Origin of the sequence: Aequorivita lipolytica (assembly GCF_007997135.1) — a bacterium.
Lineage (GTDB): Bacteria > Bacteroidota > Bacteroidia > Flavobacteriales > Flavobacteriaceae > Aequorivita > Aequorivita lipolytica.
In genome coordinates this window covers 13,019-37,276 of the sequence record NZ_VORU01000004.1, presented here as the reverse complement: position 1 = coordinate 37,276, position 24,258 = coordinate 13,019, and the positions used below count along the sequence as shown (strand labels likewise).

Sequence of the window (24,258 nt, the reverse complement as noted above, 5' to 3'; positions counted from 1 at the left end):
TCAAAACTTCATAAACCACCGCATCAACTTCAACCTAAATGGGGTGTGTGGGGAGTATCGGATGGATGGATCAAGCCAAGTGGGTTTATCCATGACGCTTTTGTAATGTGTAAAAGTTTTGAAGCCTGTGTGGCCGTGATAGCTGCCGATGCCACTGCGGCCTACGCCGCCAAAGGGAAGATTCGAGTTACTGAGGTGCATCAAGGTTTCATTAATAGCGCCGCCGCCGAAAGAGATTTCTTTTAAAATTTTCTTCTTTATGGAACTGCTTTTTGTAAACAGATAGCAGGATAAGGGTTTTGGGAGGCTGTTTACTTTGGCTATTGCTTCTTCTATAGTTTCGTAAGTGAGAACGGGAAGGATGGGACCGAAGATTTCTTCCTGCATAACGGCATCTTCCATAGTTACGTTTTGCATTACGGTGGGCTGAATGTAGCGGGTTTCGGCATTGGTTTCGCCACCGTAATATATTTTTTCGGGGACGAGCATTTTGGAGAGGCGCTCAAAATTTCTGTCATTTATAATTTGAACGTAGTTATCATTTTCAAAAGAGAAATACTGGCTGATGATTTCCTCTTTGGTCTGTTCGAGGAATTGCTGTTCGATGCTTTTGTGAACTAGAACATAATCTGGCGCAATGCACGTTTGGCCTGCGTTTAGGAATTTTCCCCAGACCAATCGTTTTACAGATACTTTTAGATTGCAGCTTTCTGTGACGATAGCGGGACTTTTCCCGCCGAGTTCCAGAGTTACGGGAGTAAGGTTTTCGGCGGCTGCTTTGTAGACTATCTTGCCTACTTTGGTGCTACCGGTGAAAAATATTTTGTCGAATTTCTGCTTTAAAAGTTCTTGAGTCTCCTCTACTCCGCCCTCAACCACTGTGAAAAAGGCTGGGTCAAAATTTTCCTTTACAATTTTTGCCATTGCAGCGGCAGTGTTTGTAGGCAGCTCGCTGGGTTTTAGTATTACAGTATTTCCAGCTGCTATCGCCGCAATGACTGGAGCGAAGGAAAGTTGGTATGGATAATTCCACGCGCCGATAACCAAACAAACGCCTAAGGGTTCTGGAATAATGTAACTGGAAGCTGGAAAATTGAGGATGCCCGTGGAAACATTTTTTCTGCTTGCCCATTGGAAAATACTGCTTCGGGCTTCTTTAATGTCTTTGTAAAGTAGAGAGAGTTCAGTGCTGTAATTATCGAACTCAGACTTTTTAAAGTCTTTGTAAATAGCTTCGTGAAGCAGGGCTTCGTTTTGTTCTAAGGCTTTTTGAAGGGTTTTAAGCTGTGCTTTTCTAAAGTGAAGATTTTTTGTGGCTTGAGAGTTGAAGAAGTTACGCTGGGCGGTTATGATTTGGTTCATATTTGTGATTTTATTTGCATCATGAACATCTCCTTGCCCCCCCCCCCTTCAATGGAGGAATTGATTCTAAGTTAATTCATCAAGTTTTACAGGAACGACATTTATCTTCAATTTTTCGATTTCAATTTCGATTTCCATTTCAATTTCAATTTTCAAACTACTTATCCCTATTCAAAATCTTGTATTCTTCATAACAACCGCTGATCGCGTCAAGAATTTGAAGATCATTTGCAGTGCGGATGAAGTCTTTTGAATAGCTACACTTATTTAGTATTTCATCTATGTCAGCGCGTTCCAGTTGAAGTACGGCCATTAATGTTTCGCGGTCGAATTTGCTTTGAAGGAGGTTTCGTATTTCATCGTTTTCCTTCATTTGGCGGAGTTTTTTCATCTGTCTCGGTCGCTTTCCGAAAACGTTATAGAGGAAATCTGCTGGATTAAAAATGGAGCTGAGTACTTTGCTGACTGCGCCGGGCTGATTGCTTCCGCCTTCGTAGCCTGTGTTCAGGCCCGAAATTCTGTAACGGTAATTATCATAAATAGGAATGAGCTTTGCGTCAATTTCTACATAACCCGTTAGTTGCACTGGTCTTACTACAACCTCTTCCAGCGCAATACCTAGCTCGGTCATCTTTACTTTTATGTCGCCAAACTTGAGCCAGTCATTGGTTACGCGAACGCGAAGGGATTTAAAACCAAGGTATGAAAAGAACAGCGTGTCGTTAACAGCAGCTTTAATGGAAAACTCTCCTTTCTCGTTAGTGGTCGTTCCCTTAACTTGGTTTAGGTTTACGATGTTTACGTTTTCTAGCAGATTATCATCTGCATCGTTCATCACCGTTCCCTTAATGATGTTGTTATCTTGTGCAAAGGAGTTTGCGGCGATAAAGAGAAGAGTGATAAGTAGGATAAATCGTGTCATATAGGGAATTAATATACGGAAAAATTTCACTGTGGCGAAACCTTCCTTTCTTTTTCAATTTTAGATTTTAATTGTTCTTTTGCGCTATCAAACCATTCATCTTTCAAAATACTTAAAACGATGCTATCTCGCCTTCCATTGGGTGCTGCGCAGTTGTTTCGCAAAATACCTTCCACTGTGCAACCAATGCTCTTCATTGCAGCAATGCTACGCTGGTTGTTTGCGTCTGCGCGAAACTCTACACGGTCTATGCCAAGTTTTTCAAAAGCGAACTCTAGCATAAGCATTTTGCACTGTTTGTTGAGCCCAGTTCCTTGGAATTGCTTGCCATACCAAGTGTAACCTAGTTGAACGGTATTATGGTTTTGTTGAAAATCATAAAAACGGGTACTGCCGGCAATTTGCTGGGTGCGTTTGTCGAAAACAATAAAGGGGTACGAAGTTTCTTCTTTCCGGCTCTGCAAAGCGAAATTTGTGTAGGTTTTCAAATTTTCGTAACCGTTTGCAGGTTGAAGGGAATATTTCCAAAGTTCTGGTTCATTCTCAGAGAAATACTGAAGCCTATCAATATCATAATTGTGTAGCGGAGTAAGCCGTACACAGTCGTTTTCTAATATGTATTCCTGCAGAAAATTGAAGGCTTGCATAAGTTTAAAAAAAACGGGCCTCGTTGTAAAAGGCCCGTAAATATACTTATATAGACGTTAATGTGGTACTAAAGTTTAATCTTTTGAAATTGAAATTGAAATTGAAATCGAAATCGAGGGATTAGGGATTAGGGATTTGGGATTTGGGATTTGAAAGTTCAATTAAACTTTTAAACTTTTAAACTTCTAAACTCATAAACTCTTAAACTCTTAAACTCCCGAACTCATTAATCCTTTCTTCTGCGTCTGCCGCCTGTACCTTTGGTTTCTGGACGTTCGCTGCTTCTTCGGCTTTTGCCTTTAAAAGCTGGTTTGTCGCTACTGCTTGAAGCGCCGCTACGTTTTTTGAAGCTTCCTTTGCGTTCACCACGATCTCCGCCTCTATCGCCTCTATCGCCACGGTCTCCTCTATCACCACGATCGTTTCTATCACCTCTTCTTTTGCCACGGTCGCGATCGCGTCCGCCGCCGCCGCTTCTGCCTTTGCTTCGACCTGTATCTTTTGAAATTTCAATATTGATCTGTCTTCCTTCAAGTTTGAAATCCTGGAAAATGCCCATCACTACTTCTTGATGTGTAGTATCAGTATTGAAAAAAGAGAAACTGTCTTTTACATCTACTTTGTAAACGTCGTCTTTTCCAAGTTGAAGTAAATCGCGAAGGAAATCCTTCAAGCTCATCCAATCGAAATCGTCTTTGCTTCCAATGTTTAAGAAATAGCGCGTGCTGTCTTTATTATCTTCTTCTGAGAAATTGCGTTCGCCACCTCCGGAAATATTAAGGTCTTTACTGTTTTTGTAGTAATTCAAGAAGCGGGTAAACTCTACCGAAAATACTTTTTGAATAAGTTCTTCCTTTGAAAAATCTGCTAATACTTCGTTTATATTCGGAAGATAAGAGTTGATTTCAGGATTTATTGCAGTGTCTTTAATGTTGTTTGCCAAGTGAAACATTTGCACTTCACAGATTTCCATTCCAGAAGGAATTTCCTTTGCTATGAATTTCTTTTGAATCATCTTTTCAATAGTGTGAATTTTTCGCACTTCACTTTTTGAAACAATAACCATAGAAATACCCGTTTTTCCTGCACGACCGGTACGGCCGCTACGGTGGGTGTAAATTTCAGTTTCGTCTGGCAATTGATAATTTATTACGTGTGTAATATCATCAACATCAATTCCACGGGCGGCAACGTCTGTTGCAACCAGCATTTGAATTTGGCGGGCACGGAATGATTTCATTACCGTATCGCGCTGGCTTTGGCTTAAGTCTCCGTGAAGTGCCGCTGCATTGTAACCGTCTTCAATAAGCTGCTCGGCAACTTTTTGGGTGTCGCGTTTTGTTCTACAGAAAATTACAGAGAAAATTTCTGGGTTAGCATCTGCCAAACGTTTCAATGCGCTGTAACGGTCGCGGGCATTTACTAAATAATATTCGTGCGAAACTTGGTCTGAACCTACGTTTTTTGTTCCCACGGTGATTTCAACCGGAGTACGCATAAATTTCTTTGCAATCGTAGAAACTTCTTTCGGCATTGTCGCGCTGAAAAGCCAAGTGCTTTTTTCCTTCGGCGAATGCGAAAGAATTTCGGTGATATCTTCATAAAAGCCCATGTTGAGCATTTCATCTGCTTCATCTAGCACGCAATATTCAATTTTTGATATATCAACCAAACCACGGCCAATCATATCTTTCATACGGCCTGGCGTAGCAACGATTATCTGCGAGCCTTTTTTAATCTGACGCGCTTGGTCGGTAATGCTTGCGCCACCGTAAATAGCGGTTACGTTAAGCCCCGGCATATACTTTCCATAAGCTATCATTTCATTTGTAATTTGAAGACAAAGTTCGCGCGTTGGCGAAAGGATAAGACCTTGGGTAGTGCGGCTCTTTAAGTCTATTTTTTGCAACATTGGGAAACCAAATGCTGCGGTTTTACCAGTTCCTGTCTGGGCTAATGAAACCATATCGGTTTCGCGCTCTAAAAGGATTGGGATTGCTTTTGCCTGAATTTCTGAAGGGGTTTCAAAACCCATGTCGGCGATGGCTTTTAGAAGATGTTCTTCTAAGCCGAGTGCTTTAAATGCTGTCATTTTATTAAATTATGTTTTTATATGTGTGCTAACGGGAAGCGACTGGACATATAAAAAACGGACAGCTTCACTATAACACCCCTCACCCTGAGGATTTTTCTTGAAAACCAAAAGCCTTTGGCTATGGATTTTTCAAGGGCGCAAAAGTAGTGTTTTATTTATGATTTACGATGTACGATTGTAGATTTATTTATGACGGGGGCTGGATGACCGATGATGGATGTAATTATCAATCGAATATCGTCAATCTAAAATTGCAAATCATTTAGATAAATAGTCAATCAATTGGCGCATTGCTTTTCCGCGGTGGCCTATTTTACTTTTTTGGGTTAGGGTCATTTCGGCAAAGGTTTTATCGAAGCCTTTTGGTTGGAAGATTGGGTCGTAGCCGAAGCCAGACTCGCCGCGAAGTTCTTTGGTTATTTCGCCTTCGCAGATTCCTAAAAACATAATTTCTGAACGGTTCAATGTAAGGGCTATTGCAGTTTTAAATCTTGCAGAACGGTCTTCCTTTCCTTCCAAATTTTTCAGCAACTTTTTAATATTGGCTTCTGAATTATGAGAATCTCCAGCATAACGAGCACTGTAAATACCTGGCTCGTTGTTGAGCGATTTTACTTCCAGCCCTGTATCATCTGCAAAACAATCCAGCTTATAATTATCACGTACATAGTTTGCTTTTAAAATAGCATTGCCTTCAATGGTATCGGCGGTTTCTTCAATTTCTTCATTGCAGCCAATATCGTCCAGACTTAGCAATTCAATGTGTTTGGGAAGCATTGTTTTTACTTCAATGTATTTATTTTTATTGTGGGTGGCGAAGACGAGTTTCATTTTGATTTACAATTTTAGATTGACGATTTTTGATTTTTTCATTTGTCTTCCTGAGCGCAGTCGAAGGATTGAATTTTATTTGGAATTTGGTTCTTGTGATTTGGAATTTTCAGAATTATACCGCTCAATTATCTCCTCCGAAGCCTTAATCGTTTTCTTTAACCATTGCATTTCAAGTTCAAACTTTTCTTCTTTAGAAAGTTGCCAATTTACATCGCTCTGCTTCATTTTTGAAACTACACTTTGCAAAATAATCGCTGCGGAAACCGAAATATTTAAACTCTCGGTAAAACCATACATTGGGATTTTCAGAAAACCATCGGCTGCATTCATTACCGTATCGCTCAAACCATCGCTTTCTTTTCCGAAGAAAAAGGCGCTCTTTTTTGAAACATCAAAATCGTGAAGCATTGTGGAATTATCGTGGGGTGTGGTTGCGAGGATTTGATACTCGTTATTCTTCAAATCTTTTATGCACTCTTTTATTGAATGGTATCTTTTAAGATCGACCCACTTTTGGGCACCCATTGCAATTTCCTTATCAATTCTTTTACTCACCTTCTCTTCAACTACGTTTAAATCCTGAATGCCGAAAACATCGCAAGTTCGCATTACAGCACTGGTGTTATGAAGCTGGTAAACATCTTCGGTAACTACGGTAAAATGGCGTGTCCGCTCAGAAATCACTTTTTGAAAGCGGTTATTTCTATGCTCCGTAAGGTAGGTTTGAAGGTGTTTTAATAATTCCGTATCCAAAGTTATTGGGTTATTTGTTGATTTCGATTTCGATTTCGATTTCGATTTCGATTTCGATTTCGCTAAGATAAAAGTTATTAGTTTAAATGATTGTTTCTAAAATCGCCAATTTTAAATAACTTAGTAACTAAATAACTCAATAATGAATATTGCAGTACTCACCGGCGCAGGCGTAAGCGCAGAAAGCGGAATAAAAACATTTCGGGACAGCGACGGTCTTTGGGAAGGACACGATGTAATGGAAGTTGCTTCGCCCGATGGTTTTGAACGCAATCCTTTTTTAGTGCTGGATTTTTATAACCAACGAAGAAGGCAATTATTGACGGTTCAGCCAAATGCCGCGCATATCGCTTTGGCGAATCTTGAAAAAAACCACGATGTTAGTATAATAACGCAAAATGTGGACGATCTGCACGAGCGGGCTGGTAGTACTAATGTGATTCATTTGCACGGAGAATTGCTAAAAGTGAGAAGCACTTTTGATGAAGATTTGGTTTTAGATTGGAAAGAAGATTTGAATATGGGTGACTTCTGCGAGCACAACCACCAAATGCGCCCGCACATAGTTTGGTTTGGCGAAATGGTACCAATGATTGAAGTTGCAGTAGAAATTGTTGAACAAGCAAATGTAATTATTATCGTGGGAACTTCAATGCAGGTTTATCCCGCCGCGGGGTTGGTGCAATATGCAAAAGACGATGCAAAAATATATTTCGTCGATCCAAAACCTTCAATTTCAGAAACAAAAAGAATTACCATTTTTGCGGAAAATGCTTCAAGCGGAGTTCCAAAAGTTGTTGAACTTTTAAAATAGAAAAGCTATGCTTCCCGAAGATTTAAAGGTAAAATTGATGGAGGTTGACAGCGGTCGGAAAAAAAGACAGGAAATTGCCTCTTGGATAGTCAAAAAACCACATTACGTTCGCGAAACACTACAGTGGTGTTTCACGCCAGATAGTGAACTTCTGGTTAAAGCTGCTTGGGTTTTGGAGATTATTTGTGAGCGCAAACCCCTACTCTTTTTTAAGTATATGTATTTGTTCTTTGAACAACTTCCTAATATTAAAAATGACTCAGCGCTCCGGTCATGTGCTAAAATTTGCAAGATACTCTGCTATGAACATTATATGCTTAAATACACCTATTTTAGAAATATTTTAAGCAAGGACCAGCGAAAAATAATGACCGAGTGTTGCTTCGATTGGTTAATTACCAATCAAAAAGTTGCCTGTCAGGCTCCAGCAATGGACGCACTTTATTATCTGGGCCAAGATAAAATGGGGGATTGGATCTATCCCGAATTACGGAATATCCTTACTGAAAATGCGCCAAACAAAAGTGCGGGCTACCAAGCTAGAGCTCGAAAAATTCTGAAACGGATATCGTAAACAATGCTGGATTCAAAACCTAAGAATACTGAAGAATACATAAACCAGTTTTCAGAAAATGTCGCTGAAGTTTTGAAACTAATTCGCGAAAAAATAAAGGAAACTGTTCCAGCTGCCGAAGAAACCATGAGTTACGGCATGCCAGCATTCAAACTTAACGGAAAGCCATTGGTCTATTTTGCTGGATATAAAAGTCATATTGGGTTTTACGCGCTTCCTTCTGGAAATAAGGCTTTTCAAAAAAAACTTTCAAATTATAAAACTGGAAAAGGATCCATTCAATTTCCACTGGCTAGCGAAATGCCTTGGAAACTTATTGAAGAAATTATAATGTTTCGAGTTAGTCAATTAGATGAGAAAAATAAAAAACCCCATAGCTTTCATAGGCTATGAGGTTTATATTCTTGCTAAATATTATTACGCATTATCGCGCGGTTGGTGCTTTTCCTGCTTTTGCTTTACTTGCGGGTTCACTTCTTTACCATGAGTAGCTCCTTTGTTGATAGCTTGCTCTTTTTTGCTTTGTTTTTCCTGTTCCAAATTCTTTTCTTTCTTGTCCATGATATTTCTTTTTTAGTGAAATGAAAAGTTACAGAATCTTATTGATGTATTCAAAAAATTAAAATAGAATTAACACCTATCGTTCCACATCCTTAAGTAACCAATCTTCCACGCTTACCTCATTATCTTTGCTGTGCAGAACGGCAATATCTCCCGTACATTCAAAGATTACCGCACGTATCTGCGATAGTTCCAAAACGTTTGCTTCGCGAAGCTTGGAACGCAAATCTGCCTCTGTAACTCGTGCCTTTTTTAGGTTTTCATGCAGAATTTCTTCGCCATCCATTAAAAGCAGAGGTTCGTTATCTACCAGCTTTTGTACAATTTTAAAGCGCCGTAACATAGCGATAGAAATCTGGAGTGCATAAACAGCGGCCATTCCCACCACACCCTGCAGCAAACTCACTGATTTTGATAATACTGTTGTGGCAATAATAGAACCAATGGCAACTGTCATTGCAAAATCAAAACTGCTCATTTTTGAAAAACTTCGTTTGCCAGCCAATCTTGTAAATAGAATTGTGGCAATGTAGATTCCAAGCGCAGTTAATACAATAGCAATCAATGACGTTGTTGATGCTTCAAACCATTTTTCCATAATTTTAGTTTTTATAAATTTGTAAATCAATTATCTATTAAACTTATAATATTCCAGATAAGGATGGGGCGTTTTATTGATTGAATGAACAATTGCTTCCATTCCCATTACACTAAAGGTAATGCCATTGCCGCCAAAGCCTAAAATATAATGTTCGTTCTTTCCGGCATCGGGTTTTCCGAAATAGGGCAAGCCATCCTTTGTTTCCCCAAAAGTACCGGCCCACGAATAATCTGCAATAAAAGGTATGTCGGGAAAACATTTCTGAAATTTTTTGGTGAGTTCCTTTTCTTTCTTTGGAAGCAAAGCATCGCGGCGGGTAGCATTTTTAAAGTCACGATCGCCGCCGCCCATTACAATACGACCATCATCGGTGTTTCTAAAATATAAATATGGCGAATCTGTATTCCAATAAATATGTTTTTTGAAGGCTTTCGGAGTTGTTTCAAATGCTTCCGAAGCCAACGCAAAAGTGCTTTTTAAAGAGACTATATCTTCCTTCACGGTTTTGGTACTTTCATAACCTGTACAGTTAACTACATCTTCCACTTCTATGCTGAAACCATCATTGGTTTTTGCAATTAATTTTCCGTCTTTAGATTTAATTTCCACAACGTCCGTTCTGTCATAGATTTCCAATCCTTTATCTGAGCAAAATTCTAGAAGTGCATTTGCGAATTTATATACATCCATTACAGCGCCGGATTTTGACTCAATAGCTGCGTAAGCCTTAAGGCCTAGATTGCCCAATTCTTCTTTTGAAAGCCATTTCACATTAAAACCGTGTTCTTTTCTAGCTTCAAATTCATTCTTTAAAAAGGAAATATCTTTTTTTGAAGTTGCAAAATAGACGCTTCTTTTTTCTTCAAAGCCACAATCACATTTTAAGTCTTTTACAATCTTTTTAAGTTCACTTATGGATTTTTCACAATTCTGATAACTTGAAACAGCACAGGTCAATCCTACTTGCTCTATTAATTTATGCAGTGGCACATCAATTTCATATTGAAGCATGGAAGTACTTGCGGCAGTGCTGCCATTGCAGATGTCCCGACGATCTACCATTATTATTTTCTTGCCCTCGGCAATAAGTTTGTAAGCTACCAACGCACCCGTAATTCCAGCTCCAACAATTAATACTTGGGAAGAAATAGATTTTTGAAGAGAAGGATAGCTTTGCGGTAAAGAATTTTTTATAAGCCAAAATGGCTCGTTTGAGCGTACGTCCATATTTTTTATTGAAATTTAATAAATATGGACAATTATACCCTCCTCTTTAATATATAATTATAAAATGAAGTTGAATAAATAAATCCTAAAAAACTTAACACCTATCGTTAAACACTTCTCAATTGTGAAAATGATAAGAAGTTTCCGCTATTCTGAAATGTATCTTTATTCAAAACTTAAAACGAAAAACTATGAAAACTACAAACGAAAAAGCAAAAGAACACAATCACGATAAACTCGTTGATAACCTTCAGGAGCTTTTGGAAAAAAATTACGATGCACAAAAGGGATTCACAAAGGCAATGGAAGACGCTAAGAATGCCAACTTGAAAAATTTCCTAAAGCACCAAGCGGCACAGCGCAATCGTTTTGCCACAGAGCTTGACAATGAAATTCGTAATCTTAATGAAAAACCAAAAGAAAGCGGAAGCTTAACTGGCGATTTACACAGAACTTGGATAGATATTAAAAGTGCCGTTGCTGGAAATACAGACGAGGCGGTTCTTGAAGAGTGCATTCGCGGTGAAAAAGCGAGTTGGGAAGAGTACGACGAAAAATTGAAAGAACAGAATTTTCCGCCAAACATTTCCAGTGTGCTTAACAAGCAAGCTTCAGAAATCCATGATACATTAAACCGAGTTAAAACTTTGGAAGATCTTGCAGATGATTAATTTATCATCTTTATGAGAAAGAAGAACGATAAAAGCCCTGGAAAGTTAACTTTCCAGGGCTTTTTGGTTTAACTAACGTCTGCCTAATTCTTAACAAACTTCTTACTAACCATTACTTTGTTGCCATCCAATACAGTAAGGTTATAAATACCTTCACTTAAATTATTTACATTGATGGTATTATCAATATTAATTGCGCTATTTGTAATTACGCGTCCTAGCATGTCGGTTATTGAAACCGTGTACTGACCTAAATCCATTCCCGCAACATTAATATTAAGTTTTTCATTGGCCGGGTTCGGATAAATTGTAAATGATGAAGCATTAAATTCTTCCACTCCAAGTGGAGCAGATGGAAGTTCCAAAAGCGCACCTCCAAGAGCGGTCGCCACATACAATCCAAAAGCAGGACCGTTAGAGTTTTGGGCTGGATTTAAAAATCCTGAAGCCAAAACTGTTAGCGCAGTACCTCCCAAACTCAATGTAGCAAGCGGGGCTTGGTAAGCCGCTACCCCAACAGTTCCAGTAGCATCTCTAATTTCTAGAATGTAATCGTTCTCAGGAACGGTAAGGTAACCTTGAAATTCAGAATATGTAATATCGTCAACTAAAGTACCAGCTCCAACACCTGTCTCAACTACATCAACAGTAGGTGCATCTGTAGAACCGTGATGTACCAATAGGTCCACTTCTCCAGAGTTTCCAGCCATTTCACGGGCCATTGCGAATACCTGCAAAGTTAATGGAGGTGCAGGATTATAGCCAGTTGGGCTAACAATACCGTCTGCCACCACAATATATTTTTCATTTGCGGTTAGGGTTACGGGAACTGTCAATAATGCGTCACCAACACTTGTGCTATTCCCTGGCGCCACAGATAATTCAATTTGCACACCCGCGGGAAGATCAATAAACGGAGTGGCAGTTCTAAAGGCAAAATCGTCTAATGCTAAGTCAGCATTTACGTAAACGTCAACAGTCGCTGCAGCCGCATCGGCGGAGTTGTGTATTACTTGTACACGGGCTGTTTGGGCAATTGAACTGATTGAAAACAAAACAGTTGCAATAATCGGTAAAATTTTTTTCATAATAAATAGTTTTTAGTTCGGAATAAAAATAATAAATAAAGTATTTTGTTTAATCTTTTTTCAGAAAAGTTTAACAAAATAACCTTACTCACTGATTAACAATTTTCTACGAACATCAATAAGCTATAAAAAAAAGCATTTTAAGAAACTCTCAAAATAATATACGCTATAGAAATGAAGCCGAAATAGCGCATTAAAAAAACCTCATAACAAGAATTATGAGGTCGTTTTTAAAATATTTATATTTTGAACTATACCACTGAGATACCAGCGTTTTTAATGGCGGCAAAACCGCCGGCCACATCGATAACATTGTGGATTCCTCTGCTCTTTAAAATTGAAGCGGCAATTACCGAACGATATCCACCAGCGCAGTGCAGGTAGAATTTTTCATTCTCAGGAAATTGGTTTACATAATCATTCAAGAAACCAAGTGGCGTATGTTTAGCTGTGGGAAGGTGCGCCCCAAAAAATTCGCCATCATTCCGAACATCAAAAACTGGAACATTATTCTCTAATTCATTCTTCAAGATTTCAGCATCAACAGATTCCAAAGCATCAATTTCCTTTCCAGCTTGTTTCCAAGCTTCAATTCCTCCGCATAAATAACCCAATGTCTTATCAAAACCTACACGCGATAATCTTGTTACTGCTTCTTCTTCCCTTCCCGGAGAAACTACCAGTAAAATTTTTTGCTCCACATCTGCAAGTAGGGCGCCCACCCAAGGAGCAAAACCTCCATCTAAACCAATAAAGATAGAACGGGGAATGTGTCCATCAATAAACTCAGTTTGACTGCGCACATCCAGAATAATTGCTTCGGTTTCATTGGCTATCCGCTCGAAAGTTTCAGTATCTAAGGATCTCGTTCCTTGAGAAATTACCTCATCAAAGTCTGTGTAACCTTCGCGGTTCATTTTTACATTCATTGGAAAATAAAGCGGTGGCGGGGCTAAACCATCAGTTACCTCCTTTATAAATTCATCACGGGTCATATCTGCACGCAAGGCATAATTCATCTTCTTTTGGTTGCCCAAAGTATCCACGGTTTCCTTCATCATATTTTTTCCACAGGCAGAACCAGCGCCGTGTGCAGGATAAACTATTACATCATCAGCCAATGGCATAATTTTTTTTCGAAGACTGTCAAACAAAATACCCGCAAGATCCTCTTGAGTAACTTCATTAGCTTTTTGGGCAAGATCGGGACGGCCCACATCGCCCAAAAAAAGTGTGTCACCGCTAAAGATTGCGTAATCCTTGCCGTTTTCATCCTTGAGCAAATAGGTGGTACTTTCCATCGTGTGGCCCGGCGTATGTATTGCGGTGATGCTTACATTGCCGATTTTAAATGTTTCGCCATCTTTTGCCAAAATGGTTTCAAAAGAAGGATTTGCGTGCGGTCCATAGACTATGGATGCACCCGTCTGCCGGGCAAGGGTTATATGACCACTCACAAAATCTGCGTGAAAGTGAGTTTCAAAAATATACTTAATCTTAGCGTTATCATTTTTTGCGCGTTCCAAATAAGGCTTTGTTTCGCGCAAAGGGTCTATAATAGCTGCCTCTCCGTTGCTTTCAATATAATATGCGCCTTGCGAAAGACACCCTGTATAAATCTGTTCTACCTTCATGTATTTCTATTTTCAGCAAATATAAGAATTGTAATTTCTATTATTCAGCTATAAACAAGCTTCTCCCTTTTTTTGCAAAACTTTTGCATTAAGAAGTCCAACTTAATTTATCTTTACCTCAAAACTAAATACGTATTTATGAAAAAGATAGTATTCATATTTATTACACTTCTGATAGTTGCTTGTTCTACAGATAATAAACAGACCGAGGTAGTGCGTGAATTGGCCAAAAGAGATGCCAGTGAAAAATTGCAACTTCCTGAAGGAACAAAATTTAATGACGAAAACATTGAAGTAAAAGAAACTTCTAACGGCGAAGCGTCCATGGGGCTTACCTACTTGGTTAAAATTACCGTGAAATCCCAAGATAGCGAAGGTAATGAAGTGGTAAAAACCCATACCATGAATTATAAAAAAATAGGCGAAGACGGTTTGGCTCCCGAAGACTACGAACTTATTTCATTTGAATAACATCTGTTACTTTTTTTTATGAAGATTATTTTATACCTATTTTTTTCACCGTTATTTCTGTCCTGTAACGCAACTCATCAAAGTGCTGCCCAGAAAAAGACAAGTAGTGATTACGCAAACACTATCACTGCCCAAGACCTTAAAAAACACCTTTATGTTTATGCGGGTGATGCCATGGAAGGGCGCATGACCGGAAGCAAGGGGCAAAAGCTGGCTTCGGAGTATATCCGGAATTTCTATATGGACGAAGGCATCGAGTCCCCCATTGAAAAAAACAACTATTATCAGAATGTTCCTGCCAGTTTTTTTGAAGGAACGAGAGACCCTAAATCTTCCGAAAATGTACTTGCCTTTATTGAAGGTTCTGAAAAGCCAGAGGAAGTTGTTATAATCTCTGCCCATTTGGATCACGTTGGGATGGACAATAATGGAAATGTTTTCAACGGTGCCGATGATGACGGAAGCGGAACGGTAGCTATATTAGAAATCGCGCAGGCCTTTCAGCAAGCCGCCAAAGATGGTAATGGGCCTAAGCGCTCCGTTTTATTTCTTCACGTTACAGGCGAGGAAATTGGTCTTTACGGCTCTAGATATTACACAGAAAACCCGATATTTCCATTGGAAAACACTGTTTGCAACCTCAATATAGATATGATTGGCAGAATTGATCCTGAAAAAAAAGACACTCCAAATTATATTTATTTAATAGGAAGCAACAGATTAAGCCAGGAATTACAGGATGTCTCCACAGCGATGAACGAAAAATATACAAATCTGGAGTTGGATTATAAGTTTGATGACCCTAACGACCCCAACCGCTTTTACTACCGAAGCGATCATTATAACTTCGCAAAAAACAATGTTCCAATTATTTTCTATTTTAATGGTGTTCACGAAGATTATCATAAAATTACAGACACTCCCGATAAGATAGAGTATGATTTAATGACAAAGCGCGCCCAACTAATTTTCTATACTGCTTGGGAAATAGCCAACCGTGAAAAAAGAATTACAGCAGATAAGCTCTAGCTTTAGGAAGGTTCAACAATACTATCTATTCAATCCCTGGCTGTTAACCCACCGCACATATTCCACTTTGTTTACATTATGCTGCGCTAAATTTTTTGCAAATTTGTGATATCCAAAGTTAGTTACGTCGGCTACAAAGTAATAGTAATCGTGCTTTTCAGGATCTAACACTGCGTCTATTGAAGAAATGTCTGGCATAGTGATTGGTCCCGGTGGAACGCCCGCATATTTGTAGGTATTGTAGGGTGAATCGAGTTCTAAATCTTTATAAAGCACTCTTTTTATAATTTGGTTGTAATCGCCGCTCTCTCGCTTTATAGCGTAAATAACCGTAGGATCGGCCTGAAGCAGCATACCTACTTTCAATCTATTTACGTAAACACCAGCAACCCTCGAACGCTCATCCACCTTGGCGGTTTCTTTTTGAACAATTGAAGCCAAGGACATTACCTGCTCTTTGGAAAGATTTAATTTTTTGGCTTTTTGCATTCTAGATTCGTTCCAAAAGCGCTCGTATTCGGTATTCATTCGGCTTCTAAAAGTTTCTGCAGAACTATTCCAATAAAACTCATAGGTATTTGGAATGTAAAGTGAAAGTGCCGTTTCTTTATTCAATCCCACTTCCTTTAAAAATTCAGGATCGCGCATCGATTCCAAAAGTGAAATACTATCTGCTTCAATTTGGGTTGAAATATGACCCGCCAAATCTTCCAGACGCTCTTGGTTATTAAACTTTACATTGATGGGAATATTTCTACTGCGCAACGTGTTCACAATATCATTATTGGTCATTCCCTTTTTTATAATGAAATGTCCCGCCTTAATATTTCCTGAATATTTTTTTTGGCCGGCAACTGCATAAAACGACTCTTTATCCTCTAAAAGCGGTTCCAGTTCAGCAACAACATCTTCAATTGTAGCATTTGTAGAAATATAAACATGTGCTTCCTTATTATTGAAAGCTGTGTTTCCGGAAAAAGCAGTATTAAATACGTACCAAGCAAAAACACCCATACCAATGGCACCAAGCACAACAATAATTACTAATATTTTCTTTATATACATTTTTATTTGGGGATTAGGGATTGGCGATTAGTTGATAAAAATATTCACTTTTATACTTTCCTTCAGAAAAAATCCAATCTTTTTTAACGCCACTTCTTTCGAAATTAGCTTTTTCAAATAGTTTGATGCTTCCTAAGTTTTTCTCTGTGATTCCAGCAAAAATCTGATGCACGTTCAAATGCTTAAAAGCATAATTACAAGTAAGTTTTAGCGCTTCCAAAGCAAATCCCTTTCTTTTATCCTCTTCAGAAAAAATAACGATTCCAATCCCTACTCTGCTGTGTTTTGGCTCAAAGTCGAAAAGATCGATAAACCCAACAACTGCTTCGGTTTCATTTTTACAGATAACAAGTCGCAACTGTTTTACTTCGTAAATATCTCGATGGCTGTTGTCTAAATATTGCTGAAGAATATATTTAGAATAGGGAGTTGTGGTATTGCTTACCTCCCAAAGGGATTCAGTGTTTTCTAAATGATATAGAAAATCCAAATCGGAGGGTTCCAAAGCGCGTAGAAATATGTTCTCTCCTTTTAACGTTTTCATTTCCAAATTCCTTTAAATACCTGTTTTGCAGGTCCTTCTAAAAATACATTTTTATAGCCCAAACCATCCTTTTCAAAACGAACCTGTAATTGTCCGCCAGGTGTTTTAAGTGTTACTTTATTTTCAGAAGTTTTACCCATTTCAAACATTGCAATTGCAACAGCAGTTACTCCTGTCCCGCATGAGAGTGTTTCATCTTCCACGCCTCTCTCGTAGGTTCGTACCGAAAAAACTGCATCATCATTCTGTGCTACAAAATTAACATTAGCGCCTTCTTTCCCGTAAATTTTATTTCGAATATTTCTTCCGCTTGTAAAAACATCAACGTCTTTTAGATCTGAAACCAATTCAACGTGATGCGGCGAACCTGTGTTTAAAAAAGTATAATTTTTGGAAACGTTTACTTTTTCAACATCGTTCATTTTCAGGGAAACCCAATCTTTTTCAACTGTGGCTTCGTGCATGCCATCCACAGCTTCAAAAGTAGTTTTTTCAGAAATGATTCCCAGGAATTTAGCGAAGTGCGAAATGCACCTTCCACCGTTGCCACACATCGAACTTAAATTGCCATCACTATTATAATAGACCATTCTAAAATCTGCCGAATGATGCTTCTCCAGCAACAGCAATCCATCAGCACCCACACCAAAACGTCGGTCGCAGATTTTTGCAACGAGCGCCGTGTTTTCCTTCGGAAAAAATAATTCCCGATTGTCAATAATCACGAAATCGTTGCCCGTGCCCTGGTATTTATAAAAAGTGAATTCCATAACGGCGCAAAGATATAAAAAGGCATTGCAGGTTTAGGAAAATTCTTCACGTTAAATGCACGTTAAATAACAGTTTGTGGCATACTTTTTTCAGTCCACCATTGTTAAATTTGTGAAAGCATTTAAAAAATGTTTCTCCAAAAAGTGTTTCCTTTCTTCGTTTCTCCCAGGACTGGAAATACCTTAAAACAGTTAAAAATGAAAAACTTTCAAAGAGTTTTTTGAAATATATTAAAGTAGTATTAATTAAAAATTTTTTAAAATGAAGCAAACAATCCGTTTATTTCTAGTAGCATTAGTGGCAGGAGCAGTAACGCTTGGCGGTTACAAATTAATCGAAAATAAGGAAGTTCTATCCTTTATTCCACAGGAAAACTCAAGTTTTATTCCAATAAATTATTCGTCAAACGGTGCTGAGATGAATACCGATTTCACTGATGCTGCCGAGAAAACCGTCCACGCAGTGGTACACGTTAAAAACATTACAGTAAGTAGGCAGCCCACAAATATGATGGAATATTTTCAAGGTGGTGGCCAACCAAAAGCTATGGTTGGTAGTGGTAGTGGTGTTATTATTTCGCCAGACGGCTACATAGTAACCAACAATCACGTGATCGCGAACGCCAGCAATCTGGAAGTAACGCTGAACAATAATAAAACATATACCGCCAAGGTGATAGGCACCGACCCAAACACGGATATTGCGCTTGTGAAAATTGATGGCGATGATGATTTCCCGTTCATTCCTTTCGGAGATTCAAACGCGGTAAAAATTGGCGAATGGGTTCTTGCCGTTGGTAATCCATTCAACTTAACCTCAACCGTTACCGCTGGAATTATAAGTGCAAAAGCGCGCGATTTAAATCAGTTTGATGGCAATCCACAATCCTTTATACAAACCGATGCAGCCGTAAATCGCGGAAACAGTGGTGGTGCGTTGGTAAATACACGAGGCGAATTGATAGGGATTAATACTGCCATTACTTCTGAAACCGGAAGTTATGTGGGCTATTCCTTCGCAGTACCTTCAAATAACGCTAGAAAAGTGATTGAAGATATCATGGAATACGGAAACGTACAACGTGGTATTTTAGGAATTCAAGTGGGAAATATAAACCCACAAATTGTTGAAAAATATGGAATCAAGGATACCCAAGGCGTTTTTGTAGGTGGAATTGAAAAAGGTAGCGGCGCCGATAAAGCAGGCTTAAAGGAAGGTGATATTATAAAACAACTTGATGGTTATAAGGTTTCAAAATTTGCAGACCTTTCGGGATATTTAGGTTCCAAACGCCCAAATGATGTGGTTGAAGTAACCGTTCTTCGCAATGGCAATGAAAGGAAAATTCCTGTTAAGCTAATAAAATTGGAAACTTTTTCGATTGACGATCTTGGTTTGGAAGTGAAAAATACCCCTCCGGAAGAGTTAAAAGCTCGCGGCCTTAATAACGGAGTTACGGTAACCCGTGCCCTCACGCCCGAAGTTGCCCAATATAAATTGGAAGGAATTATTATCACAAGAATAAATGACGAAATAGTAAATGACATTGATGATGTAAAGGTAATTATGACTCAGCGCGACTACCGAACACCAATAAAAATGACCTTTATGGACAATGCGGGAAATATTAACTCTTTTATTTTTAGATAGAAGTTAAAAAAAACTCAAACTAACACCGCTGAAAATTAAAACTTTCAGCGGTGTTTTTATTTTCAGTTTTTATTTCCGCACGACGATTGAAATAAGTACTTTTGCACCAAATTTAAACCCCTAAAACATACTTCCTTATGAGTTTTGATGACGTTTATGAAAAAGAACTGTCTTTTCAAACTGACCGCAGAAAAGCTTCAGTAGAATTTATTAAAATCATTAGCGACCTTTGGTACGATAAGTCCATTGAACTGGTGCTTTTCCGCAACCAGCTTATAGACCGCAATGTGAGTGAAATTTTGAAACTTCACGAATATGCTGGCGAATTCGTGCAAAAGCCAATCTCAATTTTCGATTCTGTTGAAATTGCACAGGCTATCAAAACTCTCGATCTTCCACCTGCAAAGTTGGATATTGGTAAACTTACCTACGAGTTCCATTTGGAAGACGATAAATATTCAAACGCTTTGGCTTTCGTTTCAGATAAATTGAAAAACGCCAAAGAAGCTAAAAACATTGTTCCTAAAGATGTGGTTCTTTACGGTTTTGGACGTATCGGCCGTTTATTGGCTCGTGAACTTATGACCAGAACAGGACAGGGCAATCAACTACGTCTTCGCGCTATAGTGGTTCGTGGCAAAATGGATCAAACCGTTTTAGACAAAAGAGCTTCGTTGCTTCAGTATGATTCTGTTCACGGAGATTTCCCCGGAACTGTGCGTACAGACCTTGAAAATAGCGCCTTGATAATCAACGGAACCATGGTTCATATCATTTCAGCAAACAATCCGGAAGATATTGATTACACAAAATACGGAATTGAAGATGCTTTGATTATCGATAACACAGGTGCTTTCCGAGATGACAAAGAATTAAGTCGTCATTTAAGTGCGAAAGGCGCTTCAAAAGTATTGCTTACCGCTCCAGGAAAAGGAGTGCCGAATATCGTTCACGGTGTAAACCAAAATGAATACGACCCCAATACGGTTGATATTTTTTCGGCAGCATCTTGTACCACCAATGCCATTACCCCTATTTTAAAAGCCGTTGAGGATTCTTTCGGCGTTGTTCGTGGGCATTTGGAAACAATTCACGCATACACTAACGACCAGAACTTGGTAGACAATATGCACAGCAAATACCGTCGTGGCCGCGCAGCAGCGTTAAACATGGTAATTACCGAAACTGGTGCTGGAAGTGCTGTTGCTAAAGCATTGCCGGTTTTGGCTGGCAAACTTACAAGTAACGCCATCCGTGTTCCTGTTCCAAACGGCTCATTGGTGGTTTTAAATCTTGAAGTAGCAACGCCAACTACTAAAGATGGCATTAACGCCACTATGAAGAAATACGCTTTAGAAGGCGATTTGGTAGAGCAAATTCAATATTCTATGAACAACGAGTTGGTTTCCAGCGATATTGTTGGTTCATGCTCTCCCGCTATTTATGATAGCAACGCAACCATTGTTACCGAAGACGGAAAGAATGTGGTGCTTTATGTTTGGTATGATAATGAGTACGGTTACAGTCATCAAGTAATTCGTTTAGCCAAGTATATTGCGCAGGTTAGAAGATTTACTTACTATTAGTAAACACAATAAATTTGATTAATAGGAAAGATCCTGTTGCTTCGGTAACAGGATTTTTTTTATATTTGAAAACTCACTTTTAACATTTCTTTAATAATGCGATATTTACCGAAGAGTTTTTTTTTAACGTTGCTTCTCATTTCTATTTTCATCCTTTTTAATTCCTGTAGTTCCGACGATCAATCACTTTCTGCGATTACCGTTCGTGCCGCCGATTTTTTAGTAACTATTGATGAAATGCCTTCTGAAGGACAAATTTTAGGAACTGTGGACGGCAGTACATCCCAAGGTTCAGTTTCATTTTCGATCACAGAACAATCTGTGAACGGTGCATTTGAAATTGATGCTTCAACTGGCGAAATCAAGGTTGTAAATCCAGATTTATTCGATTTCGAGGCAAATCCTATACTAACGGGGACTGTAAAGGTTTCCAACGGGAATGTTTTTGAAAATGCATTGGTGATTATTTATCTCGAGGACATCGATGATAATAACGTTTTTGATGGCAGGATATGGTTAAAAACCCAAGCCGAATTAAATGCTTTTGGTGCCAACAATTATACCCACATAACCGGACAACTAGTAATTGGAACCCGCTATGAATTGGATTTTTCGGATATTACTGATTTAAGCCCGCTAACTTCTTTGATTTCCATTGGCGAAAATCTTTTTATTGCGGGCAATGAAGATCTTGCAAATCTAACTGGTTTGCATAATTTGGAATATGTGGGAAGTCATTTGCATATTTTCGACAACCCTTCCTTAACCAGTGTGGCGGAACTGAATAAACTTAAAACGGTAACAATGGATTTAAATATTTACCGTAATCAAATTCTATCAAATATGGATGGTTTAGCTATTAACCATATAGGCGGAATTCTAAACATTGGGTACAATCCATCTCTGATCAATATACAAGGATTGTTCGAGTTAATAACTGTTGGATCTATCCAAATACAAAATAATCAACAACTTACTAGTCTGAAAGGTTTTGAAAATATCACTGGGGTTTCTACATTAAAAATTGGCGGTAATGATGTTTTACCAAATTTGGAAGGGTTGGAGAATTTAACTCAAATTAGCACTTTACTTTCAATCGGAAGTTGTAATCTTTTAACCAATTTAGATGAACTTCAAGATGTTTCCTCCAGCACTGCGGAAATTGATATCCGTTTCAATAACTCTCTACTAAATATTGGTGCTTTAAGCAATTTCCAAGCAGCCGAAATCATTGATGTTTCTAACAACCCTTCATTGGTCAATCTTCAAGGTTTGGAAAATATTCAATCAGCGAACGAGGTATATGTTTACCAAAATTCTTCTATAACTGATTTGAGCGGATTGAATAATCTCACTACTGTTAATTATTTAGGAATTTCTCAAAACCCCAATTTGTCCAGCATCGCAGGACTTGAAAATCTTAATACGGTACAATTTAGTTTTTCCATACAAAACAATCCGGCACTAACAAATTTGGATTCCTTGAATAATCTAGACACCATTGGCGATGATTTAAGAATTATTGAAAATAGCTCTCTCACAAATTTATGTGGCTTACAAACAGTTGTCGAAAATAATGGCCCTGGAGATACTTATATTGTTTATGGCAATGCCTATAACCCTACTCGGGAAGATATTTTAAATGGCAATTGTAGTTTATAAATCCATTCGATTAAAAAAACAAATTAACCAAAATGATAAAATCACAGTTCATCTCAATTTTTAAATATTCGTTACTGCTAATTTTAGTCGTTTTAACTTCCTGCAGTAAAGATGATACGCCAGTTTTACTGGAGAATACCATTTCTGTACAAACGGCCAACTTTTCCGTCATCATTCAAAACCATCCTGAAAATGGACAACTGTTGGGAACTGTTGAAGGAAGCACAAATAAAGGAACGGTTTCCTTTTCAATAACCTCCCAATCCCCCGCCGGGGCTTTCGCCATCAATGGCGAAACCGGAGAACTTACCGTTGCGAATTCCGAGCTTTTCAATCACGAAACGAATCCCGTAATTTCAGGGATCATAAAAGTTTCTAATGGCGAAGTTTTTGAAAGCGCCAGCGTAGTCATTGGCATAACGGATTCATATGAAGACAAGGTTTATCAAGGTCTTGTGCGATTAACAACACAGGTAGAAGTGGATGCTTTTGCCGCTCAGGGCTACACCCATATTAACGGCGGGCTAATCATTGGAATTTTTATGGGACCGGAATATTCAGATATTACAGATATAAGCGGGTTGGACACTTTGGAATATGTTGCCAAAAATTGTTATGTTACCTATAATGCGGACCTTACAAATGTGGACGGGCTCGACAACATTGTTTATTTTGGTGAAGATTTTGGCCTGATAGACAATCCATCTCTTGTAAACGTAGAAGGTCTACGCAATGTTCGAACCGTAGAACCAGCTGGGGATGTTGTTTATGAATTTTGGGTCATGAACAATTCCAGTCTGACCAATCTTGATGGGCTTGAAAATCTGAAGAATGTAGGCGATGTCTTAATTATCAGCAATCCTAATTTAAGGAATATTGACGGTCTGACAGGCTTGGAAAATGCCATTAGCATTTTAATCGATGGAAATGACTCCTTGTTGAATTTGGACGGTTTCAACAATTTAACGACTGTTGAATACGCTTTTGGCATATTCGACAACCCTGCACTGCAAAATATTGATGGTTTAAGCAATTTAACAAGTATTGGCGGTTCATTAGCATTTAGGGGTAACTCTGCATTGCAAAATTTAAATGGTATAAGCAATTTATCATCAGTAGAGACCTTCGCCCTGAGAGAAAGCCCACTGATATTAAATTTGAACAGCCTCAATAATTTAACAACAGTAGAAAGTATTATAATTGATAACAACGATGCACTGATTAACATTGAAGGATTGCAAAATAGTGCACCAACCGATAGGATAGAAATTATATATAATGAGGCCCTCGAAAACTTAAATGGTTTGCAAAATGTTTCTGTTGCCGGAAATTTAAATATAAATAGTAACCCTTCGCTAACAACATTAAATGGATTGCAAAACCTTATATCTGCAACTGACGTCAATATTAGAGAAAATCAAAATTTAACTACCCTAAATGGACTGGAGAATTTACAAGCGATAAACCGTCGATTGAAGATATTGTATAATAATTCATTGGTAAATCTGGAAGGCTTAAATAATCTCACCACAATTCAAAACTCTCTTGAAATTCGTGACAATCCAGTTCTGGCAAATTTTTGCGGCCTTACAACTCTTATCGTCGAAGATGGTTTAGGTGGCGAATATCAAGTAGAAGACAATGCCTACAACCCAACAAAACAAGATATCATAGACGGCAATTGTAGCCTATAAAA

General features: G+C 38.5%; 24 protein-coding genes. 10 read left to right on the top strand and 14 right to left on the bottom strand.

Annotated features, from left to right (window positions below):
• The 6 genes from ESV24_RS06360 to ESV24_RS06335 form a co-directional block, all read right to left on the bottom strand.
• On the bottom strand, positions 1-1,362 hold the full coding sequence (locus ESV24_RS06360; RefSeq protein WP_111815555.1) for an aldehyde dehydrogenase: 1,362 nt from the start codon (positions 1,360-1,362) through the stop codon (positions 1-3).
• Positions 1,363-1,519: 157 nt separating this feature from the next.
• Positions 1,520-2,284: a carboxypeptidase-like regulatory domain-containing protein gene (locus ESV24_RS06355; RefSeq protein WP_111815554.1), complete on the bottom strand. Its 765-nt coding sequence runs from the start codon at positions 2,282-2,284 to the stop codon at positions 1,520-1,522.
• A 26-nt stretch (positions 2,285-2,310) separates the two neighbouring features.
• Positions 2,311-2,931 carry a GNAT family N-acetyltransferase gene (locus ESV24_RS06350; protein ID WP_111815553.1) on the bottom strand — a complete coding sequence of 207 codons (621 nt, stop codon included), beginning with the start codon at positions 2,929-2,931 and terminating at the stop codon, positions 2,311-2,313.
• A 227-nt stretch (positions 2,932-3,158) separates the two neighbouring features.
• Positions 3,159-5,024: a DEAD/DEAH box helicase gene (locus ESV24_RS06345; protein ID WP_111815552.1), complete on the bottom strand. Its 1,866-nt coding sequence runs from the start codon at positions 5,022-5,024 to the stop codon at positions 3,159-3,161.
• A 261-nt stretch (positions 5,025-5,285) separates the two neighbouring features.
• Entirely contained in the window at positions 5,286-5,858 is a 573-nt protein-coding gene (locus ESV24_RS06340) for a non-canonical purine NTP diphosphatase (RefSeq protein ID WP_111815551.1), read from the bottom strand.
• Between the two features lie 75 nt (positions 5,859-5,933).
• Complete coding sequence (locus ESV24_RS06335) at positions 5,934-6,614, bottom strand: TrmH family RNA methyltransferase (protein WP_111815550.1); 681 nt, start codon at positions 6,612-6,614, stop codon at positions 5,934-5,936.
• 139 nt (positions 6,615-6,753) lie between these two features.
• On the opposite strand from ESV24_RS06335, the gene ESV24_RS06330 reads away from it, so the two are divergent.
• The 3 genes from ESV24_RS06330 to ESV24_RS06320 are packed head-to-tail and all read left to right on the top strand — an operon-like array spanning position 6,754 to position 8,395.
• Complete coding sequence (locus tag ESV24_RS06330; RefSeq protein WP_111815549.1) at positions 6,754-7,428, top strand: SIR2 family NAD-dependent protein deacylase; 675 nt, start codon at positions 6,754-6,756, stop codon at positions 7,426-7,428.
• A gap of 7 nt (positions 7,429-7,435) precedes the next feature.
• Entirely contained in the window at positions 7,436-8,002 is a 567-nt protein-coding gene (locus tag ESV24_RS06325) for an adenylosuccinate lyase (RefSeq protein ID WP_111815548.1), read from the top strand.
• Between the two features lie 3 nt (positions 8,003-8,005).
• Complete coding sequence (locus ESV24_RS06320; RefSeq protein ID WP_111815547.1) at positions 8,006-8,395, top strand: iron chaperone; 390 nt, start codon at positions 8,006-8,008, stop codon at positions 8,393-8,395.
• Between the two features lie 24 nt (positions 8,396-8,419).
• Here the strand turns inward: ESV24_RS06320 and ESV24_RS15270 are convergent, their stop codons facing one another.
• The 3 genes from ESV24_RS15270 to ESV24_RS06310 all read right to left on the bottom strand — a co-directional run bounded on the left by ESV24_RS15270 (position 8,420) and on the right by ESV24_RS06310 (position 10,391).
• On the bottom strand, positions 8,420-8,563 hold the full coding sequence (locus ESV24_RS15270) for a hypothetical protein (RefSeq protein ID WP_170227869.1): 144 nt from the start codon (positions 8,561-8,563) through the stop codon (positions 8,420-8,422).
• Positions 8,564-8,639: 76 nt separating this feature from the next.
• Positions 8,640-9,161: a DUF421 domain-containing protein gene (locus ESV24_RS06315; protein WP_111815546.1), complete on the bottom strand. Its 522-nt coding sequence runs from the start codon at positions 9,159-9,161 to the stop codon at positions 8,640-8,642.
• A gap of 30 nt (positions 9,162-9,191) precedes the next feature.
• The gene (locus tag ESV24_RS06310; RefSeq protein WP_111815545.1) at positions 9,192-10,391 is read right to left on the bottom strand and encodes an NAD(P)/FAD-dependent oxidoreductase; all 1,200 of its coding nucleotides are present in this window, start codon (positions 10,389-10,391) and stop codon (positions 9,192-9,194) included.
• 191 nt (positions 10,392-10,582) lie between these two features.
• Here ESV24_RS06310 and ESV24_RS06305 point away from each other — a divergent pair, with 191 nt between their 5' ends.
• Positions 10,583-11,062 carry a ferritin-like domain-containing protein gene (locus tag ESV24_RS06305; protein ID WP_111815544.1) on the top strand — a complete coding sequence of 160 codons (480 nt, stop codon included), beginning with the start codon at positions 10,583-10,585 and terminating at the stop codon, positions 11,060-11,062.
• 83 nt (positions 11,063-11,145) lie between these two features.
• On the opposite strand, the gene ESV24_RS06300 is transcribed toward ESV24_RS06305, so the two are convergent.
• Both ESV24_RS06300 and ESV24_RS06295 read right to left on the bottom strand, forming a co-directional pair.
• A complete protein-coding gene (locus tag ESV24_RS06300) occupies positions 11,146-12,150 on the bottom strand; it encodes a T9SS type A sorting domain-containing protein (RefSeq protein WP_111815543.1) in 1,005 nt (334 codons plus the stop codon).
• Between the two features lie 251 nt (positions 12,151-12,401).
• Positions 12,402-13,784, bottom strand: coding sequence for an MBL fold metallo-hydrolase (locus ESV24_RS06295; RefSeq protein ID WP_111815542.1), 1,383 nt, complete (start codon positions 13,782-13,784; stop codon positions 12,402-12,404).
• Between the two features lie 138 nt (positions 13,785-13,922).
• Between ESV24_RS06295 and ESV24_RS06290 the strand changes: the two genes are divergently transcribed.
• Entirely contained in the window at positions 13,923-14,255 is a 333-nt protein-coding gene (locus ESV24_RS06290; protein WP_111815541.1) for a hypothetical protein, read from the top strand.
• An 18-nt stretch (positions 14,256-14,273) separates the two neighbouring features.
• Positions 14,274-15,284, top strand: coding sequence for a M28 family metallopeptidase (locus ESV24_RS06285; RefSeq protein ID WP_111815540.1), 1,011 nt, complete (start codon positions 14,274-14,276; stop codon positions 15,282-15,284).
• A 21-nt stretch (positions 15,285-15,305) separates the two neighbouring features.
• Here the strand turns inward: ESV24_RS06285 and mltG are convergent, their stop codons facing one another.
• The 3 genes from mltG to dapF are packed head-to-tail and all read right to left on the bottom strand — an operon-like array spanning position 15,306 to position 17,663.
• The gene (gene mltG, locus ESV24_RS06280) at positions 15,306-16,349 is read right to left on the bottom strand and encodes an endolytic transglycosylase MltG (protein WP_111815539.1); all 1,044 of its coding nucleotides are present in this window, start codon (positions 16,347-16,349) and stop codon (positions 15,306-15,308) included.
• 13 nt (positions 16,350-16,362) lie between these two features.
• Entirely contained in the window at positions 16,363-16,893 is a 531-nt protein-coding gene (locus tag ESV24_RS06275; RefSeq protein ID WP_111815538.1) for a GNAT family N-acetyltransferase, read from the bottom strand.
• A complete protein-coding gene (gene dapF, locus ESV24_RS06270; RefSeq protein ID WP_111815537.1) occupies positions 16,890-17,663 on the bottom strand; it encodes a diaminopimelate epimerase in 774 nt (257 codons plus the stop codon). Before dapF ends, ESV24_RS06275 begins: the two co-directional genes overlap by 4 nt.
• Before the next feature lie 262 nt (positions 17,664-17,925).
• Between dapF and ESV24_RS06265 the strand changes: the two genes are divergently transcribed.
• The 4 genes from ESV24_RS06265 (at position 17,926) to ESV24_RS06250 (ending at position 24,256) form a co-directional block, all read left to right on the top strand.
• The gene (locus ESV24_RS06265; protein ID WP_111815536.1) at positions 17,926-19,314 is read left to right on the top strand and encodes a S1C family serine protease; all 1,389 of its coding nucleotides are present in this window, start codon (positions 17,926-17,928) and stop codon (positions 19,312-19,314) included.
• A gap of 137 nt (positions 19,315-19,451) precedes the next feature.
• The gene (locus tag ESV24_RS06260; RefSeq protein WP_111815535.1) at positions 19,452-20,900 is read left to right on the top strand and encodes a glyceraldehyde-3-phosphate dehydrogenase; all 1,449 of its coding nucleotides are present in this window, start codon (positions 19,452-19,454) and stop codon (positions 20,898-20,900) included.
• A 96-nt stretch (positions 20,901-20,996) separates the two neighbouring features.
• On the top strand, positions 20,997-22,562 hold the full coding sequence (locus ESV24_RS06255) for a cadherin repeat domain-containing protein (RefSeq protein WP_111815534.1): 1,566 nt from the start codon (positions 20,997-20,999) through the stop codon (positions 22,560-22,562).
• 32 nt (positions 22,563-22,594) lie between these two features.
• Positions 22,595-24,256: a cadherin repeat domain-containing protein gene (locus tag ESV24_RS06250; RefSeq protein ID WP_111815533.1), complete on the top strand. Its 1,662-nt coding sequence runs from the start codon at positions 22,595-22,597 to the stop codon at positions 24,254-24,256.
• The last annotated feature ends 2 nt before the right edge of the window (positions 24,257-24,258 follow it).